At 66.1% G+C, this 19,146-nt stretch carries 16 protein-coding genes; 11 read left to right on the top strand and 5 right to left on the bottom strand.

Going from position 1 to position 19,146, the window contains the following annotated elements:
- Positions 1-17 precede the first annotated feature (17 nt).
- Both ACYQML_RS05285 and ACYQML_RS05280 read right to left on the bottom strand, forming a co-directional pair.
- Positions 18-995: a site-specific tyrosine recombinase XerD gene (locus tag ACYQML_RS05285; RefSeq protein ID WP_461234923.1), complete on the bottom strand. Its 978-nt coding sequence runs from the start codon at positions 993-995 to the stop codon at positions 18-20.
- Positions 992-1,144, bottom strand: a complete 153-nt coding sequence (locus ACYQML_RS05280) for a histidine kinase (protein WP_461234922.1) — start codon at positions 1,142-1,144, stop codon at positions 992-994. Before ACYQML_RS05280 ends, ACYQML_RS05285 begins: the two co-directional genes overlap by 4 nt.
- A 325-nt stretch (positions 1,145-1,469) precedes the next feature.
- Here ACYQML_RS05280 and ACYQML_RS05275 point away from each other — a divergent pair, with 325 nt between their 5' ends.
- The 3 genes from ACYQML_RS05275 (at position 1,470) to ACYQML_RS05265 (ending at position 4,687) form a co-directional block, all read left to right on the top strand.
- On the top strand, positions 1,470-2,087 hold the full coding sequence (locus ACYQML_RS05275; protein WP_056423131.1) for a shikimate kinase: 618 nt from the start codon (positions 1,470-1,472) through the stop codon (positions 2,085-2,087).
- Positions 2,084-3,202: a 3-dehydroquinate synthase gene (gene aroB / locus ACYQML_RS05270; RefSeq protein WP_311275686.1), complete on the top strand. Its 1,119-nt coding sequence runs from the start codon at positions 2,084-2,086 to the stop codon at positions 3,200-3,202. The genes ACYQML_RS05275 and aroB overlap by 4 nt, the downstream gene beginning before the upstream one ends.
- A 180-nt stretch (positions 3,203-3,382) precedes the next feature.
- On the top strand, positions 3,383-4,687 hold the full coding sequence (locus ACYQML_RS05265) for an HlyC/CorC family transporter (RefSeq protein WP_056423389.1): 1,305 nt from the start codon (positions 3,383-3,385) through the stop codon (positions 4,685-4,687).
- A 35-nt stretch (positions 4,688-4,722) separates the two neighbouring features.
- Here the strand turns inward: ACYQML_RS05265 and ACYQML_RS05260 are convergent, their stop codons facing one another.
- Positions 4,723-5,151: a cupin domain-containing protein gene (locus tag ACYQML_RS05260; protein WP_056423123.1), complete on the bottom strand. Its 429-nt coding sequence runs from the start codon at positions 5,149-5,151 to the stop codon at positions 4,723-4,725.
- Positions 5,152-5,176: 25 nt separating this feature from the next.
- Positions 5,177-5,929, bottom strand: coding sequence for a hypothetical protein (locus ACYQML_RS05255; protein ID WP_461234921.1), 753 nt, complete (start codon positions 5,927-5,929; stop codon positions 5,177-5,179).
- 416 nt (positions 5,930-6,345) lie between these two features.
- Between ACYQML_RS05255 and ACYQML_RS05250 the strand changes: the two genes are divergently transcribed.
- Positions 6,346-9,243: a phosphoenolpyruvate carboxylase gene (locus tag ACYQML_RS05250; RefSeq protein ID WP_461234920.1), complete on the top strand. Its 2,898-nt coding sequence runs from the start codon at positions 6,346-6,348 to the stop codon at positions 9,241-9,243.
- A gap of 121 nt (positions 9,244-9,364) precedes the next feature.
- Here ACYQML_RS05250 and ACYQML_RS05245 read toward each other — a convergent pair whose 3' ends face one another.
- Positions 9,365-10,084, bottom strand: coding sequence for a YggS family pyridoxal phosphate-dependent enzyme (locus ACYQML_RS05245; RefSeq protein ID WP_461234919.1), 720 nt, complete (start codon positions 10,082-10,084; stop codon positions 9,365-9,367).
- 197 nt (positions 10,085-10,281) lie between these two features.
- Here ACYQML_RS05245 and leuS point away from each other — a divergent pair, with 197 nt between their 5' ends.
- The 7 genes from leuS to ACYQML_RS05210 all read left to right on the top strand — a co-directional run bounded on the left by leuS (position 10,282) and on the right by ACYQML_RS05210 (position 19,130).
- Entirely contained in the window at positions 10,282-12,873 is a 2,592-nt protein-coding gene (leuS, locus tag ACYQML_RS05240; protein WP_461234918.1) for a leucine--tRNA ligase, read from the top strand.
- A gap of 215 nt (positions 12,874-13,088) precedes the next feature.
- Entirely contained in the window at positions 13,089-13,640 is a 552-nt protein-coding gene (gene lptE / locus ACYQML_RS05235) for an LPS assembly lipoprotein LptE (protein WP_461221711.1), read from the top strand.
- Positions 13,637-14,668, top strand: a complete 1,032-nt coding sequence (holA, locus tag ACYQML_RS05230) for a DNA polymerase III subunit delta (protein WP_461235675.1) — start codon at positions 13,637-13,639, stop codon at positions 14,666-14,668. The genes lptE and holA overlap by 4 nt, the downstream gene beginning before the upstream one ends.
- Before the next feature lie 154 nt (positions 14,669-14,822).
- A complete protein-coding gene (gene mnmG / locus ACYQML_RS05225) occupies positions 14,823-16,712 on the top strand; it encodes a tRNA uridine-5-carboxymethylaminomethyl(34) synthesis enzyme MnmG (protein ID WP_461234917.1) in 1,890 nt (629 codons plus the stop codon).
- The gene (gene rsmG, locus ACYQML_RS05220) at positions 16,702-17,343 is read left to right on the top strand and encodes a 16S rRNA (guanine(527)-N(7))-methyltransferase RsmG (protein WP_461235674.1); all 642 of its coding nucleotides are present in this window, start codon (positions 16,702-16,704) and stop codon (positions 17,341-17,343) included. The genes mnmG and rsmG overlap by 11 nt, the downstream gene beginning before the upstream one ends.
- Positions 17,340-18,182, top strand: coding sequence for a ParA family protein (locus ACYQML_RS05215; protein ID WP_056423099.1), 843 nt, complete (start codon positions 17,340-17,342; stop codon positions 18,180-18,182). Before rsmG ends, ACYQML_RS05215 begins: the two co-directional genes overlap by 4 nt.
- A 54-nt stretch (positions 18,183-18,236) precedes the next feature.
- On the top strand, positions 18,237-19,130 hold the full coding sequence (locus ACYQML_RS05210) for a ParB/RepB/Spo0J family partition protein (RefSeq protein ID WP_461235673.1): 894 nt from the start codon (positions 18,237-18,239) through the stop codon (positions 19,128-19,130).
- The last annotated feature ends 16 nt before the right edge of the window (positions 19,131-19,146 follow it).

The raw sequence follows: 19,146 nt of genomic DNA, 5'->3' as shown, positions 1-19,146 counted from the left end.
GCGGTGTGGCAGTCCGTTCAGATGGGAGCGGTGTCGGGTTCGGCCGGTTCGTCCATGAGGGGGTGGAGATCGCGGACCATGCTCTTCAGCCGCTCGTCGAGGACATGCGTGTAGATCTGCGTCGTCGAGATGTCGGCATGTCCCAGAAGCTCCTGCACGATCCGCAGGTCGGCCCCGTTCTGCAGGAGGTGGCTGGCGAAGGCGTGGCGCAACACGTGCGGACTCACGCGGTCCCCGCGAATCCCCGCCGCCGCCGCCGCCACCTTGAGGTCGCGGGCGAAAGCCTGCCGGGTCAGGTGGCCGCTCTCGCTGTCGGCCGGAAACAGGAAGGGACCGTCTCCGCTGAGATGAGACAGGTGCTCGCGCATGGCGCCCCGCGCGAGATCGGTGAGCGGGACCAGCCGCTCACGTCCGCCCTTGCCCTTCACCACGAGGTAGCGCTGTTTCGTGGTGGCGGCCGAGCGTGGCAGGGCGATGAGTTCGGATACGCGCAGGCCGGTGGCGTAGAGGGTTTCGAGCAGGCACAGCATCCTTACTGCGCGCCGCCGCTCGCCCGGAGCGTCCCCGGTCTCCGACGCCACGGCTCGCTCGCGGGCGGTGCGCAGCAGGTCGTCCACCTCGGCCACCGACAGCACCTTGGGCAGGGTGCGCCCTCTGCGTGGACCTCCCACGGGCGCGCTCGGATCGGCCTCGGCGAACCCCTCCGCGTAGAGGAACTTGTGGAAGCCGCGAATGCAGGACAGCCGGCGTGCGGCGGAGGAGGCCTTCAACCCTTGGGTTTCGAGATCCGCCAGATAGGCGCGGACCTCGCCCGCATCGGTCTCGAGCGGGTCACGTCCCGAAGCGGTCAGAGCCGCGAGGTAGTGGTCGAGGTCGCGGCGATAGGCGGCGAGCGTATTGGCGGCGGCACCCCGCTCGGCCGCGAGCATGTCGAGATACGCGACGATGAGAGCGGGGCCGTCGGTCCCCGCCTCGTCCCCGGGCGAGCCCGTCACCGGTTCGGCGGCTGTAGCTTCGCGGCGGGAATGCTGACGCTCATTTCCCGGGGCGTGGGCTGAACGAAGGTCGCGAGCGCGAACATGCCCGTGAAGACCAATCCACCGAGGATGGCGAGCGTGGCGAGGAAACGAAACAGGGTCGGCACTCGGACGAACCTCGGTCGGAGGGAACTCTGCGGAAATGGACGGCTTCGGTCCGCGAGATCGGCAGGCAAGTCATTGCACAGCCAAGCCAAGGGGTTGCACCATGCCGGGCCCACAATGGCAAGCACTTCGGAGCCACAGGGTGCACCGCAAGAGAATCCCGGTCGACGAGCGGCGATCGGCCTCACCGGATCGGGAGGCTTCGCGGCTTTGGAGGCAGGCCCTATGAAGACGCCTTTAAGAATCGCGTCGTGGTTTACGGCCTCGCTTCGCCCGGACGGTGAAACGCGCTAGGATCGCGAGAACAGGTATATCAAGATTTCAACGATGACCGAGATCGAGCCATCGGAGGGCGACATCGCTCCCGATCCCATTGAAGTCAGGCTCCGCCGCGCTCTCGGCGCGCGCTCGATCGTGCTCGTCGGTCTCATGGGTGCCGGCAAGAGCACGGTAGGGCGACGTCTGGCGACGCGACTTGGGCTGATGTTCAAGGATGCCGACAACGAGATCGAGGCGGCGGCCAAGCTCACGATCCCCGACATCTTCGCCATCTACGGCGAGCCGAGCTTCCGCGAGGGCGAGGAGCGTGTGATCGCCCGGCTCATCCGCGAGGGGCCGCTGGTGCTGGCCACCGGCGGGGGCGCCTTCATGCGCGAGGCGACACGCGCCCGTATCGCTCAGGGCGGCGTCTCGGTGTGGCTGAAGGCGGAACTCGACGTGCTGATGCGCCGCGTCCGCAAGCGCGGCAACCGGCCCCTTCTCCAGACCGACGACCCCGAGGAGACGATGCGGCAGTTGATGGAGATCCGGCATCCCGTCTATGGCAGTGCCGACGTGATGATCCCCTCGCGCGACGTGTCGCATGATCGCGTGGTGGAGGACGTGATGGAGGCCCTCGATGCCTATCTCAACGGCCCCTCGAACCAAGGCGTCGCCGCGCAGTGAGTGACGGACAGACGGTCCACGTCCCCCTCGACCAGGGCCGCGACTACGACATCCATATCGGGCGGGGCCTCCTCGCCGAGGCGGGTGCACGCGTGGCCGCCCTCGGCGCGCGGGCCGCCGCCATCGTGACCGACGAGACGGTCGTGGGCCTCTATGGCGAACGCCTACGCGAGAGCCTGGAGGCGGCGGGCCTGCGCTCCGGTCTCGTCACCGTGGCGCCGGGCGAGGCCTCGAAAAGCTATGCGGTCTACGCACAGGTGTGCGACGGCCTCCTCGCCCACCGGATCGAGCGCAACGACCTGGTGGTGGCCCTCGGCGGCGGCGTGGTCGGCGATCTCGCCGGCTTCGCGGCGGCGACGCTCCGGCGCGGCGTCCGCTTCGTCCAGGCACCCACGACCCTGCTCTCCCAGGTCGATTCCTCGGTGGGCGGCAAGACCGGCATCAACTCGCCGCTGGGCAAGAACCTGATCGGCGCCTTCCACCAACCGCGTCTGGTCCTGGCCGATACCGCCACCCTCGACACCCTGTCCGAACGCGAGATGCGCGCCGGCTACGCCGAGGTGGCGAAATACGGCCTCATCGCAGATTCCGGTTTCTTCGATTGGTGCGAGGGCCACTGGGCCGGCATCTTCTCCGGCGGCCCGGAGCGCGACGAGGCGGTGGCGATCTGCTGCCGGGCAAAAGCCGGCGTCGTGGTGCGCGACGAGCGCGAGGACGGCGAGCGCGCCCTGCTCAACCTCGGCCACACCTTCGGCCATGCTTTGGAACGGCTCACCGGCTACGAATCCGCCCGCCTCGTCCACGGCGAGGGCGTCGCCATCGGCCTGGCGCTGGCCTTCCGCTTCTCCGCCCGCCTCGGCCTCTGCCCCGGCCAGGATGCCGGTCGCGTGGCCAACCATCTGGCCCTGGCAGGCCTGCCTACCCGGCTTCAGGCCGTCCCCGGCGGATGCGGGGGCGTCGACGCCATCCTCGACGCCATGGCCCAGGACAAGAAGGTCCGGGACGGCGCGCTGACCTTCATCCTCGCACGGGGGATCGGCCAGAGCTTCATCGCACCTGGCATCGACCGCGCAGAGGTAAAGGCCTTCCTGACGGACGAACTACGCGGGGCGTGACTGGATCGCCTCCCTGTACTGGAGGCCTGGAGCTTCAACTGGGGATGATGCGCTCCATGAACCGCATCCCCTCCGATCCCGACGCCTGCGGCATCGATTCGCTCCTGGGTTGGTATATGAGGGGGCTTTCCGCAACCGGCACAGTGCCGGTGCGGCATGGCTTGGTGCGACGACCGCCTGATGGACACGCATACTGATCTCTGGCTCGCCGCGAGCATCGTGGTGATGTCGCTGCTGCTCTCGGCCTTCTTCGCGGGGGCTGAGACCGCCTTCACCGCGGCCTCGCGGGCACGGATGCTCTCCCTGGAGAACAACGGCGACCTGCGGGCACGCCTCGTCAACCGCATCCTCGCCTCGCGCGAGCGGTTCATCGGCGCCATGCTGATCGGCTACAACATCGTCGCCATCGGCGCTTCCGCCTTCACCACCAGCGTGCTGACCACGATCTTCGGCAAGAGCGGGGTGCTCTACGCCACCGGCGTGATGTCGGTCCTCGTCATCGTTTTCGCCGAGGTGCTGCCGAAGACCCTTGCCATCAACAAGCCGGACCAGGCCGCCCTGGTGATGGCGCGGCCCGTCGCCTTCGCGGTAGCGCTCCTCGGACCGGCCGCCATCGCCATCGAAAAGGTCGTGCGGCTGATGCTGCGCCCCTTCGGCGTCAGTATCGGGCAGCATCAGTCGATCCTCTCGCCCACCGAGGAAATTCGCGGGCAGGTCGCCCTGCTCCACCGCGAGGGCGGTGTCGCCAAAGCCGAGCGCGACATGCTCGGCGGCCTGCTCGACCTGCACGAATTATCCGTGTCCGAGGTCATGGTGCACCGCACAAAGATGCGCACCATCAATGCGGACCTTCCTTCGGAGGAGATCGTCCGCGAGGTTCTGTCCTCGCCCTATACGCGCATGCCGCTCTGGCGCGGCACCTCGGAGAACATCATCGGCGTGCTTCACGCCAAGGATCTGCTGCGCGCCCTCGACGCCGCCGGGGGCGACGCTTCCGGTCTGAAGGTCGAGACCCTGGCCCTCGAGACCTGGTTCGTGCCCGACACGACGAGCCTGCGCGACCAGCTCAAGGCCTTCCTCACCAAGAAGACCCATTTCGCCCTCGTCGTCGACGAGTACGGCGAGGTGATGGGTCTCGTCACGCTGGAAGACATCCTGGAGGAGATCGTCGGCGACATCGCCGACGAGCACGACGTCGCGGTTTCCGGGGTGCGCCCCCAGGGCGACGGCTCGGTGAATGCGGATGGCTCCGTCGCCATTCGCGATCTCAACCGCGCCATGGACTGGAATCTGCCCGATGAGGAGGCGACGACCATCGCCGGCCTCGTCATCCACGAGGCGCGGGCAATTCCCGATACCGGTACCGCCTTCAATTTCCACGGCTTCCGGTTTCAGGTCCTGCGCAAGGCGAAGAACCGCATCACCGCCCTTCGGATCACCCCGCTCGTGCCGCTAATCGCGAAGAAGGACGAGATCGAGGGCTAGGCCTCCGGCAAGGCGAACGGAGAAACGCGCCTCCCTCAGCCGCGCGGCACCGGCCGCCAGCCCGCAGGCGCCATCTCGAACCCGTCAAACCGGAAGGCCGGGGAGACGGTGCAGCTCACCAATGTCCACGATCCGAGGCTTGTGGCGGTCTGCCAATGCCCCGCCGGCACGACGATCTGCGGCTGCTGGCCGTGGGCGAGATCGGGACCGAGATAGGTAGCGGAGGCATCGTGACCGTTCGGGCTCGTGGTGATCACCATTGGCGCGCCGGCATGCCAAAACCAGATCTCGCTGGCATCGACCCGGTGCCATTCCGAGGTCTCGCCGAGATCGAGCAGGTAGTAGATCGCGCTGCCCACCGAACGGCCATCGACCTCCGTCGGATCGCGAAACGTTTCGCGATAATGGCCGCCCTCCGGGTGGGGCTGGAGCCCCAGCTTGGCGATTACCTCGGCGGCTTTCATGTCGGTCTCCCTCGTCCTGCGATCATTATTGGCCGGCCGGAATGGCGCCCTGCGGCAATTGAAGACCGCGAGGGGCCGCGCCCTCCCCTCGCCCCGCTCCCTCGGCGGCGGAGGCCTTGGGCGGGCGCGGTGATTTGGCAACGGGTTTGGGCTTCGCCTTGGCGACTGGCGCCGCCTTGACCTCCGGGGCATCGCCGCAGCGGCTGTAATCGAGGCGCGCCAGGACCTCGCCCGCTTCGGAGACGATGTTGAGAAAATCGGGCAGGACCGTGAGTTGCTCGTCCCAGCGGACCGGTCCGCCTATCGTCGCCTCCAGGGCTGCGGGGCTGCCGCCCCGGCGCAGGGCCAGGAGGTCGGGGCCGAAGGCGGTGGCGGCCTTGTTGCCGATGACGACCTGCAGCACGCGGGTAGCCTCCGGCGTCAGTGGGCGAAGCGGGTTGTCGACGGTGATCGTGCCGCTCCGCGTCACCCAGAGCGAGACCGCGCCCTGCCCTTCGTAGAACGCACCCTGACCGTTGTCGCAGACGACGATGAGCTCGGGCAGCTTCACGGGAGCGAGATTGGCTGCCGGCATCGGCAGGGGCGCGGCCGGAGGAGCATCGGGCGTCTCGGCAGGTTTGGCGACGGGTTTCGGTTTCGGTTTGGGCTTTGGTCTCGGCTTAGGCTTGGGGGCCGGTGCCTCGGCCTCGCCCAGCGGTGCGGTGGCGTCTTCTTGCGCGAGTCCGGGAGCGGCTCCCAGCATCCCGCATAAGAGGGCAACGCAGGAGACCAGCGCCAAGCGGCTCCCGCTCCGCATCCTCCTAGCCCGAAACACGGAGCTCGGGTCGCCGGGAGAACAGGACGGGATCGGACGGATCTGCATGGCCCAGAGGGTTACCCCAGCCGGAACCGGGTTGCATCCACCTGTCTCGCACCACAGGAGCGCTTTCGCACAAGTGCCGGGCATAGCACTTCGGGTTACCGTGGTCGGAACGGTCCTTGCGTCTCGTTTCGACCCCTTGCGCCGAGGGAACGTGGAGCCGAAACCATGCGGACGGATTGGCTTTGCACGGTGGTGATGCTGTTCGGCCAAGCCATCCGTCGGTGGATGACGGGTCGTCATCCACGCATTGTCTTCGGCGCGATGCCCAACCTGTTCTAAGGCGACTCGACTCCGGGGCCGTCCTCTTTCTTCTGTCCAGACAAGGTCGATCGATGCGCATGCTTGACCGCAGCCCAGCCAATGCGGTGCCCGATCCCGGCGAGCTGGAACAGGATCTCATCGCCCTCATCGAGGAATCTCGCGAGCGTTCGAGCGAGGATCCGTTCCGCAATCCCGTCCTGGCGGTGACGCTCGCGATTACCCGCCGCTTCGACCGCGAAGAGATCGACGACGACGACCTCGACGGCCTGTTCACCCGCCTGCGCGCACAATCGCTGATCGCTCGGGCCGAGCGCCTGCGCGGCTATGTCGGGCTGGACCGGGACACCCAGACATCGGCGGACAACACGATGCCTGCCCGTCTCGTGGCTGCGATTCCGAAAGGAACGGGGGATTTCGAGACCTTCCGCGACCTCGTCGGCCGTACCGGCTTCGCCGTGGTGTTCACCGCCCACCCCACATTCGGGATGCCGAAGGCTGTGGCGGCGCTCATCGCCGAGGCTGCGTCGCAGGACAGCGAGGCAGCACGCCTGCCCCTGCTCGAGAAAGCCGCGGCCCTCTCGACCCGGCCGGATGCAAAGATCAGCCTCGACGACGAATTCGAACAAGCTTGTCTCGCGGCCAATCACGGTCGTACGGCCTTGGACAGCTTCAACGCAGCCCTGCTTGATGCGGCCCGCGCGCGCTGGCCCGACCGCTGGACCGAGTTGGTGCCCAAACCCTTCGCCATCGCATCCTGGGTCGGCTGCGACACGGATGGACGCACCGATATCGGCTGGTGGGACACCTTGCGCTATCGCCTGGAATCGAAGCGGATGCAGCTCGACAGGGTCATGCGCCACCTCCCAGTCGTACCCGCCACGAACGTCGTGCGTGAGCTGACGCAAGGCGCGCTGGCGGCCGTGAACCGGCAACTCGCCGTTGCCCCGCGCCTCGGGACCAAACCTACCCTGGAGGCTGTGCACCGCTTCTCGCTGGCGCTCATCATCGAGCGCGAGCGGGCCCAGACCGATTCCGGACCGATCCTGGCCGGCCTCGCCGGAGCCATCGGCGGCGTGGAGAGCGACGAGGACAGGCGGGCCATTGCCCTCCTGCGCTCCGGCATCGCGACCCATGGGCTATCGAACGCCCTGCCGCATTTCCGGCTGAACGCCAGCCAGATCCACAATGCCGTGCGCCGGGTCATCGATCTCGACGGCGAACCGACGGACGCGGCCCATCGGCGCTCGCATCTCGCCACCATCCATGCCCTTCTCAACGATGTGCAGCCGGTGGCCGTGGATTTCGGAGCGCTCGCCGCCGAGCGGGCCTCGGCCGCGCGCCTGATGATGACCATCGCGCAGATCCTGAAGCACGTGGACGGCACCCATCCGGTGCGCTTCCTCATCGCCGAGACGGAGACCGGCTACACCCTTCTCGCCGCCCTCTGGCTGGCCCGGCATTACGGGATCAGCGACAAGGTCGAGATCACGCCGCTCTTCGAGACGGCGAGTGCACTGGAACAGGGCATCCGCGTCCTCGACGACGCCCTGCGCAATCCGCATTGGCGCGCCTATCTCAAGCGCATCGGCCGGTTGACCGTGCAGTTCGGCTACTCGGATTCGGGGCGCTATGTCGGCCAGCTCGCCGCGAGTTTCTGGATCGAGCGCCTGCGCCTGCGCATCACCGACCTGATGACGCAGAACGGCCTGTCCGGCATAGAACTGGCGATCTTCGATACCCACGGCGAATCGATCGGGCGCGGCGCCCATCCGACCTCCCTGCGGGACCGCCTCGCCTATCTCGCGCCGGAGGATTCACGACACAAGAACCGGAAGGCGGGGATCAAGGTGCGGCTGGAATCGAGCTTCCAGGGCTCGGACGGCTACCTCATGTTCGGCACCCAGGCTCTTGCCCGCTCGACGGTGGAGCGGATCGCCGAACACGTCTTCGCCTTCGACACGGCCGACGACGATTCCTTTGCCGATTATGTTCTGTCCGACGCGCCGGGGGCGGACGAGACCGACGACCCGATCTACGGTGAGGCCGATTTCGCCGCCGAGTTCTTCACCGTGGCCCGGCAGGACATGGAAGCCCTGGTGGATGATCCCGGCTACGCGGCGCTGCTGGGCACGTTCGGCCCGAGCCTGCTCGACCGCACCGGCTCACGCCCCGTGGCCCGCCAGACCGATAGCGGCGGCCCCAGCATGATCACCCATCCCCGCCAGATGCGGGCGATTCCCAACAACGCGATCCTGCACCAGCTCGGGTATCTCGCGAATTCGCTGCACGGCCTCGGCCGGGCGGCGAGCCGCGCACCGGATCTGTTCCGTGACATGCGCCGCGATTCGGTTCGGTTCTCGCGCGCGTTCCGCCTCGCCCAGCATGCCTCGGCGGTGGGCGATCTCGATGTGCTGCGCGCCTATATCGATACGCTCGACCCGGCCATGTGGCTCGAACGGGCACGGCGCACACAGCGCGACGACCGGCGCGACGAACTCCTCGTCATCGCCACCGCCCTCGACCGCCTGCGGCTTGCACCCGATCTGCGCCGTCTGTTCGGCCGCCTCACCAGCGACTGGTTGAGTCTGCAATCCGCCGCCCCGGACCTCGGCAAGATGTCGGTGCGGCTGACCATGCTTCATGCCCTGCGACTCGCCCTGATCCACCGGATCTGGTTCCTGGCGGTGCACATTCCGGGCTTCCGCCCGCAATCGGGCATCACTCGCGAGCAGCTGATCGAGCGCTTCCTGCGCCTCGACATAGACGGCTGCCTCGCCATGCTCGACGAAATCTTTCCGATCACGCCGGACCCGACTCTCGGGCTCAATTTCGGTGAGCCCGCCGGCCCGCGCGACGTCGGCACCTATGAATCGGAGCACAAGACGATCTTCGGCCCGATCCGCCAGTCCTTCGCTCGCGTCCGTGAGCTGTCGGGCATGATCCAGCATGAGGTAGGCGCATTCGGCTAGGGTGCGGCAAATCCTGGGCTCCGCTCCGCAGGCCCGGGAAAGCTGGCGCCGGTGGGGACGGGCGTTCCATTCCTCAACCAACCAGCCCCCTCCCCGGCCGGCTAACCCACTTGGAACCGCATCACGCTCCGGCGGGGCGCGGCCTTTCGCCGAAGATCGCTGTGCCGACGCGGATATGCGTGGCTCCCATCTGGATCGCCGCCGGGAAATCCGCGCTCATGCCCATGGAGAGGATGGGTAGATTGTGGCGCTCGGCGATGCGCGCCAGGAGGGCGAAATGCGCCGACGGCGGGTCCTCGGCGGGGGGAATGCACATGAGACCGTTGATCGCCAGGCCATGGGTCTCACGGCATTCGCTGAGAAGAACATCCACCTGCGACGGCGAGACGCCGGCTTTCTGCGGTTCGTCACCGGTATTGACCTGAACCAGCAGCTTTGGCGTCCGCCCGGTACGGTCGATCTCCTTGGCCAGGGCCGCCGCCAGTGACAGCCTGTCGAGGGCATGGATCACGTCGAACAATTCCACCGCCTCGCGCGCCTTGTTCGATTGCAGCGGCCCAACGAGGTGAAGCTCCACATCGGGAAAGCGCTCACGCAAAGCAGGCCATTTCGCCTTCGATTCCTGGACGTAATTCTCGCCGAAAACCCGATGACCTGCCTCTAGGGCGGGGATGATCCCATCCGCATCAATGAGCTTCGAGACGGCCACCAGCGAAATCTCGTCTGGATCCCGCTCGGAATCCTGGGCCGCCTGGACGATGGTCTCGCGCACGGCCTTCAAGCCGGCGACTACGTCGGCCGCGTGCGGATGAGCGTATCTCGGCGGGGTAGAGTCGGGCATGATGTCTCGTCGGCCTTGAGAGGAAGGGCAGGTCCTGCCTGACCTAACACCCGCAACGTGGTCCGCAAGCGCCGGGCTTTGGCGGTGACGGCTCTGTTGACCGGCAAACAGGCCGTGTTAGTCCGGCATCCAACCTCTCCGGCGCCGCGTGAGGCGCCTTGCCAGGCCATCCTGGCCCGTATCTCAGAGTTCCTCTCATGACCTCCTCCCCCATGCCCGTTCCCGAGCGCTACAACGCCAAGGATGCCGAGCCGCGCTGGCAGGAGGCCTGGGCCGCGCACGGCATCTACGCCACGCGCAACGACGACCCGAGACCGAAATACTACGTGCTGGAGATGTTCCCCTACCCGTCGGGGCGCATTCATATGGGCCACGTCCGCAACTACGCCATGGGTGACGTGGTGGCCCGCTATAAGCGCGCGAGGGGGTTCGCCGTGCTCCATCCGATGGGTTGGGATGCGTTCGGCTTGCCGGCCGAGAACGCCGCCATGGAGCGCAAGGTCAACCCGCGCGACTGGACCTATGCCAACATCGCCACCATGCGCGGCCAGTTGCAGAGCATGGGCCTGTCCCTCGACTGGAGCCGGGAGATCGCCACCTGCGATCCCGACTACTACAAGCACCAGCAGCGTATGTTCCTCGACTTCCTCGACAAGGGACTCGTCACCCGCCGCACGGCCAAGGTGAACTGGGACCCCGTGGACCATACCGTGCTGGCCAACGAGCAGGTCATCGACGGGCGCGGCTGGCGCTCGGGCGCGCTGGTAGAGCAGCGCGAGCTGACCCAGTGGTTCTTCAAGATCACCGATTTCGCGCAGGATCTCTACGACGCACTCGACGGCCTGGAGCGTTGGCCGGAGAAGGTCCGGGTGATGCAGAAGAACTGGATCGGACGTTCCGAAGGGCTCGAGGTCCGCTTTACGTTCGATGGCCGTGACGGCGAGATCAAGGTCTATACCACCCGGCCCGACACGCTGTTCGGCGCGAGGTTCCTGGCGATTGCGGCGGACCACCCCGTCGCGGCATCGGTTGCTGCCATGCGGCCCGAACTCCAGAGCTTCATCGAGGAATGCCGCCGAACCGGTACGGCTCAGGCCGCGATCGACACGGCGGAGAAGCTCGGCTTCGATACGGGGTTGCGGGTGCGCCACCCCCTCGACCCGTCCTGGCTGCTGCCCGTCTACGTGGCGAATTTCGTCCTGATGGATTACGGCACCGGCGCCGTGTTCGGCTGTCCGGCTCACGACCAGCGCGACCTCGACTTCTCCAACAAGTACGGCCTCGGCAATACGCCTGTCGTCTGTCCGGAGGGGCAGGACGCGGCGAGCTTCGTCGTCACCGACACCGCCTATGACGGCGATGGACGGATGATCAATTCGCGCTTCCTCGACGACATGACGACGGACGAAGCGTTCCATGCCGTGGCCAACCGCTTGGAGGGCGAGATCCTGGACGGTGAGCCGGTGGCGGCGCGCAAGGTTCAGTTCCGCTTGCGGGATTGGGGCGTCTCGCGCCAGCGCTATTGGGGCTGCCCAATCCCCATCATCCATTGCGATTCCTGCGGTCCGGTGCCGGTGCCGGTCTCCGACCTGCCGGTGAAATTGCCCGACGAGGTCTCGTTCGACACACCCGGCAATCCGCTGGAACGCGACCATGCCTGGCGTAACGTGCCCTGCCCGCGCTGCGGCGCTGCTGCCCGGCGCGAGACCGACACGATGGACACCTTCGTGGATTCGTCGTGGTACTACGCCCGCTTCACCGCTCCCTGGCTGAAGGATGCGCCGACCGACCGTTCGGCGGTCGATCACTGGCTGGCGGTGGATCAGTATATCGGCGGCATCGAGCACGCGATCCTACATCTGCTCTACGCCCGCTTCTTCACACGGGCGATGCAGGCGACGGGCTGGTCCGGGGTCTCGGAGCCATTCGCCGGCCTGTTCACGCAGGGCATGGTCGTCCACGAGACCTACAAGGACGCAGCGGGCGCATGGGTTCAGCCTGCGGATATCCGCATCACCGCCGGGGGCGGCGGGCGCCAGGCGTTTCACGTGAAAACAGATGCGCCGATCGCTATCGGCTCCATCGAGAAGATGTCGAAGTCCAAGAAGAATGTGGTGGACCCGGACGACATCATCGCGAGCTACGGGGCCGATACCGCTCGCTGGTTCATGCTGTCCGATTCTCCGCCCGAGCGTGACGTGATCTGGACGGAGGATGGAGTGCAGGGCGCGGCCCGCTTCGTTCAGCGAGTTTGGCGCTTGGTCTCCCTCGCGGTGGGCGTGCCGGCAGCGAGCGGAGCGTCGGACGCTGCGCTTCGCAAGGCCGCCCATAAGGCTCTTGCTGCGGTGGAAGAGGATGTGGAGCGCCTCCGCTTCAACCGTTGCGTCGCCCATATCTACACGCTGTCGAACGCTCTCGATGAGGCGATCCGTACGGCTGCCGTCTCGCGAGATGCGGCGACGGAAGCGGCGGGCATCCTCACGCAGCTCGTTGCGCCGATGATGCCGCATCTGGCCGAGGAATGCTGGTCGGCCCTCGGACGGCATGGACTGGTCGCTCAAGCCGCGTGGCCGGTGGTCGATCGTGCCCTGCTTGTGGAGGACGAGATCACCCTCCCCGTTCAGCTCAACGGGAAGAAGCGGGCGGATGTCACCGTGCCGCGTACGGCCGACGCCGCCGCGGTGGAAGCTCTCGTTCTGGCCGACGAGGCCGTGCAGAAGGCTCTCGAAGGCCGTGCCCCGCGCAAAGTGATCGTCGTGCCCGGCCGGATCGTGAATCTCGTAGTGTGAGCGAGGCGCGGCTTCGCAAATCAGATCTCGCCAAGGCCCGGGCAGGGCGAGACTTTGCATGGCGGCAGGACGAAGGACGCCCCTTCCAGGGCGATGTCGTTTGGGGCATCACCATCGTCCTGCCGCAGAGGAATCGTAAAGCTTGCCGCTTATACAGGTGACGCGACAGGCGGGATCGCCGTAAAGAGCGAGACCGGACGGAGAGCATTACTGCGATGATGATCCATGGGCTGAGACAGGCGGTACGGTCCCGCGCGGCGAAAGTCGCGTTGGTCTCCCTTATGGCCGTCAATCTCTCGGCCTGCTTTCGCCCGCTCTATGGACCGACCGCGTCGGGCGAGCCCATGGCCGCGCTCCTCGCCTCGATCCAAGTCGACGACGTCTCCACCGCTGCCGGGCAGGAGCGGCTCGGCCATTATCTGCGCAGCGAACTCATCTTCGATCTCGATGGTTCGGGCCAGCCTTCTCCCAAGCGCTACCGCCTAAAGATGCAGGGCAGCGAATCTGTGAAGACCCCCATCGTGTCGTCACAGACTGGACGCGCCGAGGCCGGCACATTGGTTGGCACCATCCGCTTCTCGCTCGAATCCCTGGACGGTTCGAAGATCATCACCGAGGGTGTGGCCGTCGCCACCACCACCTACGACCGCTCGATCCAGCGCTTCGCCTCGCTGCGTGCGGCCCGCGACGCTGAGATCCGGCTGGCAAAGACCTTGGCCGACCAGATCAAGACGCGGGTCGCATCCGTGCTGGTGACCAAGCCCTGACCGCCGTAAAGGCTGGCGATATCGAGGCGCTGCTGCGACGTGGACCTGCGTCGCAGATCGCGGTGATCCTCGTCTACGGACCGGATACCGGCCTGGTCTTCGAGCGCGCCAAGCGTCTGGCCGTGAGCTTCGTCACCGATCCCTCCGATCCTTTTGCGCTGGTCAAGATCGATGGCGATACCCTCGCCTCGGATGTAGGTCGCCTCGTGGACGAGGCCGGCACCGTCGGCCTGTTCGGCGGTCAGCGTAGCATCTGGGTACGGGCCGGAAGTCGCAATTACGCCCCGGCCGTGGACGCGGCATTGAAGGCAGAGATCGCCGGCGCCCGCATCGTCGTAGAGGCGGGAGACCTCGCAAAGAGCGCACCGTTGCGAACACTCTGCGAGAAATCCACACGGGCGCTCGCCCTGCCCTGCTACGCCGATGACGAGCGGGCCCTGGCGGAGCTCATCGACCGCACGCTTCAGGAGAATGGCCAGCGGATCGCCCGCGAGGCGCGCGACATCCTGGCGATGAGCCTGGGCGGTGATCGTCGAGCGAGCCTGTCGGAGATCGAGAAACTGGCCCTCTATGCCCGAGGGCAGACCAACATCACCCTCGACGATGTTGAGGCCGTGATCAGCGACGTCGCCGGCAGCGTCCTTAATACGCTGATCGATGCCGCCTTCGTCGGACGGAGCGAGGAGGTCGAACGGGATTACCGCCGCTTCCGGCACGAAGGTATGGATCCGTCGATGATGCTCGGCTCTGCGCTGCGTCACGCTCTTACTCTGCTGTCGACACGGATTGCAGGTGAAGGACAGAGTCCGAGCATGATGGTTGGCAATTGGCGTGGGCTGCATTTCCGTCGTAAGGCGCTCGTCGAAGCCCAGCTTGGGCGCTGGTCTCCCGTTGCCCTCCGCCACGCCGTGCAGTTGCTTCAGGAGGCCGTGCTGGCCTGTCGACGCTCCCCGCCTGACCTCGCCCATGCCCATGCTTCCGCGACGCTCCTGCGCATCGCCACGGAGGCGGCGCGTCGGCGGGGCTGACGCGATCTGTCGTCCGTCTCCGATCGTCCTTCCCGCGATGCCGCCATGGCAGGACGGGCTTCGACGTCGAATGTGAAGCGGCCGGATTCGGCAGAGGATAGGATACGCTCGCACTCCTCGTTGACGACTCGCTCCGGTCGCGCCTAATCACCCTATGTCCCAGACAAGTCTTTCCTTCGACGTGGTCGTGGTCGGCGGCGGTCATGCTGGCGTGGAAGCCGCTGCTGCTGCAGCCCGCATCGGCGCCCGTACCGCCCTCGTCACGCATTCAGCTGCCACGATCGGCGCGATGTCCTGCAACCCGGCCATCGGCGGTCTCGGCAAGGGTCATCTCGTTCGCGAGGTCGATGCCCTCGACGGACTGATGGGCCGTGCCGCCGATGCAGCCGGCATTCAGTTCCGCCTGCTCAACCGACGCAAGGGGCCGGCAGTGCGCGGACCGCGCACCCAGGCCGACCGCAAACTCTACGCGCGGGCAATCCAAGAAGCCGTCGCCAGCACCGCGAACCTTCATATCATCGAGGGCGAAGTCGGGGATATTCACGTTGCAGCCGCGCGGGTCGCCGGGGTGATTCTGTCGGATGGGAGAATGGTTGCCTGCTCCGCTGTCGTGCTGACCACCGGCACGTTTCTTCGAGGCCTCATCCATATGGGAGAAGTGCAGATTCCCGCCGGGCGCGTCGGGGAGGGGCCATCCATCGGCCTCGCCCAGACGCTGGACCGGCTGGGTTTTGCGCTCGGACGTCTCAAGACCGGCACCCCTGCCCGTCTCGATGGCCGCACCATTGATTGGTCGGGCCTCGACATGCAGTCGGCCGATGACGATCCGGTGCCGTTCTCGACCCTCACGGAACGGATCACCACACCGCAGATCCAATGCGGCATCACGCGTACGACCCAGACGGTGCACGATCTCATCCGTGCGAATCTTCACCGCTCGCCAATGTATTCGGGGGGAATCAGCAGCCGGGGGCCGCGTTACTGTCCGTCCATCGAAGACAAGGTGGTGCGCTTTGGAGACCGCGAAGGTCACCAGATCTTCCTGGAACCCGAGGGGCTGGACGACCCGACCGTCTACCCCAACGGTATTTCCACCGCGCTGCCGGAGAGCGTTCAGCGCGATGTCATCGCACTGATCCCGGGTCTCGAACGTGCGGCCATCGTGCGACCCGGCTATGCCATCGAGTATGACTACGTCGATCCCCGCGAGCTCGACACGACCCTTCAGGCCAAGCGACTGCCCGGCCTGTTCCTGGCTGGACAGATCAACGGCACGACCGGCTACGAGGAGGCCGCGGGGCAGGGGCTAGTGGCTGGGATCAATGCCGCCCGGCTCACCGGGGGATCGACCCTGTCGCGCTTCGACCGGGCCGAATCGTATCTTGGGGTGATGATCGACGATCTCGTGACCCACGGCGTCAGCGAACCTTATCGCATGTTCACTTCGCGCTCGGAATATCGGCTGTCCCTCCGCGTGGACAATGCCGATGAGCGCCTGACCCCGCGCGGGGCTGCTCTCGGCTGTGTCGGCTCCGAAAGGGCCGAGCATTTCGCTCGGTCACAAGGTGAACTGGAGGCAGCGCGGGGGCTGCTCGATAGGCTCAGCCTGACACCGGCCGCAGCGGCTCGGCATGAGATCGCGCTTAACCAGGACGGTATTCGCCGAAGTGCCTTTCAATTGCTCTCCTATCCGGAGATCGGCTGGGACCGTCTGACCGAGGTGTGGCCCGAGCTTCGGAGCGTGTCTCCTCGTATCGCGGATCGCCTCCGCACGGATGCGACCTATGCCGTCTATCTTGATCGCCAGAATGCCGACATCGCGGCTTTCCGACGAGACGAGGCCCTGTCGCTTCCAACGAAGCTCGACTATGGCGCCATTCCCGGCTTGTCCAATGAGATGCAGGCCAAACTCGAAACGGTGAGGCCCGGCACGCTTGGTCAGGCTGCACGGATCGAGGGCGTGACTCCTGCTGCGCTGACGTTGCTGGCAGCCCATGCTCGCCGCGCCGACCGCTCCAATCCGGCGGCTGTCCATGGCCGCTAGGCATGACGACCGAACGCGCGTTCTCGCCCAGGCAAATGTTTCACGTGAAACAGCCGAGGCTTTGGACATCTATGTCGAGCAGCTAAAGAGGTGGCAAAGCGTCAAGAACCTCGTCGGTCCCGCCACACTCACGGAGGTTTGGACCCGTCACATCGCCGACGCCCTCCAACTGCTCGATCTCGCTCCCGACGCCAGCAAGTGGCTCGATCTCGGTTCGGGGGCTGGAATTCCTGGCCTCATCTTGGCTATCGCAGGACGTGATCGGCCGGGTTTTCAGGTGGACCTGATCGAGAGCAATGCGCGCAAATGCGCTTTTCTCGCGGAGGCGGCCCGATTGACGAAAGCTCCGGCGCGGGTTCGCAACGTCCGCATCGAGGACGCTATCGCCGAACATGTTGGAGTTCACGCCGTCTGCGCCCGTGCTTTGGCTCCCCTCCCCCAATTGCTCGAATGGACGGAACCGCTGTTGACAACAGGCACCATCGCGCTGTTTCCGAAGGGCCGTGATGCGCAGGCGGAATTGACCAATGCAGCGCAACGGTGGAGATTCGTTTACGATCTGGTGACGAGCCGTACTGAGTCGGACGCGCGGATCGTCCGCGTCACCGCCCTCTCCCGCGTGGATTCATGACCATCGAACCCTCCTCCGCCTCCAGGGCGACGCCCGAGCGGCCGTTGCGCATCCTTGCTTTGGCCAACCAGAAGGGCGGTGTCGGCAAGACGACGACAGCCATCAATCTCGGTACCGCGCTCGCTGCTATTGGTGAACGCGTCTTGGTGATCGACCTCGATCCGCAGGGAAACGCTTCCACCGGGCTCGGCATCGACCGCCGCTCGCGCAAGCTGTCGACCTACCACGTGCTTGCCGGCGATGCGTCCCTGGCCCAAGCGGTAGTGCCTACGGCCGTACCGCGGCTGCTTCTCGCCCCCTCGACGATGGATCTTCTTGGCCTCGAATTGGAGATGGCGAGCTCGTCCGACAGGGCTCACCGCCTGCGCAACGCCATGATCGATCTCGGTAAGGCCGGTGCCACCGAGGGCGTGACCTATGTCCTGATCGATTGTCCTCCTTCCTTGAACCTGCTGACGATCAATGCACTGGCAGCCGCCGATGCCGTGCTCGTGCCCATGCAATGTGAGTTCTTCGCCCTGGAAGGGTTGAGCCAACTCCTGCGCACTGTCGATCAGGTCCGCAGCGCGCTCAATCCGCGTCTCACCATTCAGGGTGTGGTGCTGACTATGGTGGATCCGCGCAACAACCTCTCGAATCAGGTTGCGGCCGATGTCCGTAGCTTCCTCGGCGACAAGGTCTACGAGACCACGATCCCACGCAACGTCCGCGTTTCGGAGGCCCCGTCGCATGGCAAGCCGGTGTTGCTCTACGACCTGAAATGCGCCGGCTCGCAGGCCTATCTGCGCCTGGCCTCGGAAGTGATCCAACGCGAGGGGCGGCTTCCAGTCGCGGCGTAGGTCGCTCGTTCTTTTTCGTGAATGCGTAGCGTATCGGAGTTGAAGCAGGTGGCGATGGCGGATGATGTGGCGCGGCCTCGACTCGGGCGTGGGCTTGCGGCCCTGATCGGAGATTTCGGCGACGATAGCGGCGATGCGGGGAAGCCGCAGGCACAGCGCAAGGTCGCCGTCGAATTTCTGCGCCCAAATCCGCGAAACCCGCGTCGGCGCTTCCACGAAACCGAACTCGACGAGCTAGCTGCTTCGATCAAAATTCGCGGCATCATTCAGCCTATCGTGGTCCGCGCTCTGGCAGGCGTTCCGGATACCTATGAGATCGTCGCCGGCGAGCGTCGTTGGCGCGCCGCTCAGCGTGCCGGGCTGCACGAGGCCCCCGTCGTTGTCGTCGAGATCGACGATCGGACCTCCCTCGAATACGCCATTCTCGAGAACGTCCAGCGCAGTGATCTCAACGCCATCGAAGAGGCGGCTGGTTATGAGCGGCTCATGAGCGAGTTTCGCTATAGCCAAACGGAGCTCGCCGAAATCATCGGAAAGAGCCGCAGCCATCTCGCCAACACGTTGCGTCTGCTGCAATTGTCCAGCGCGATCCAGGACCGAGTCGTCGCTGGGGAGATCACAGCCGGTCACGCCCGCGCTCTTCTCGCGGTGCGGGAGCCCGAAGCCGTCGCGCGACGGATCGTGGCTGAAGGGTTGTCCGTCCGTGAGGTCGAGGCCCTGGCCTCAGCTGAAGTGCCGGAAGGCGACGCCCCCCGCCCGGGACGTCCGCGCAAGCCAGAGCGCGATGGCCAGGTCCGTAGCCTGGAGCAAGCCATGGCGCGCGCGCTTGGCGTCACGGTATCGCTGAAGTCGAAGACTCAAGGCAGCGGGGAAATTCGCATCCGCTACGAAACGCCGGAAGAGCTCGACGCCCTGTGTCGCCGTTTCGAGATCTCGAACGGGGCCTAGCTTCCCGCAGCGAACG

It is taken from the genome of Methylobacterium sp. CM6244, assembly GCF_054817885.1.
The sequence above is the reverse complement of the archived record's forward strand: the minus strand, read 5'-3'. Positions and strand labels throughout refer to the sequence as shown.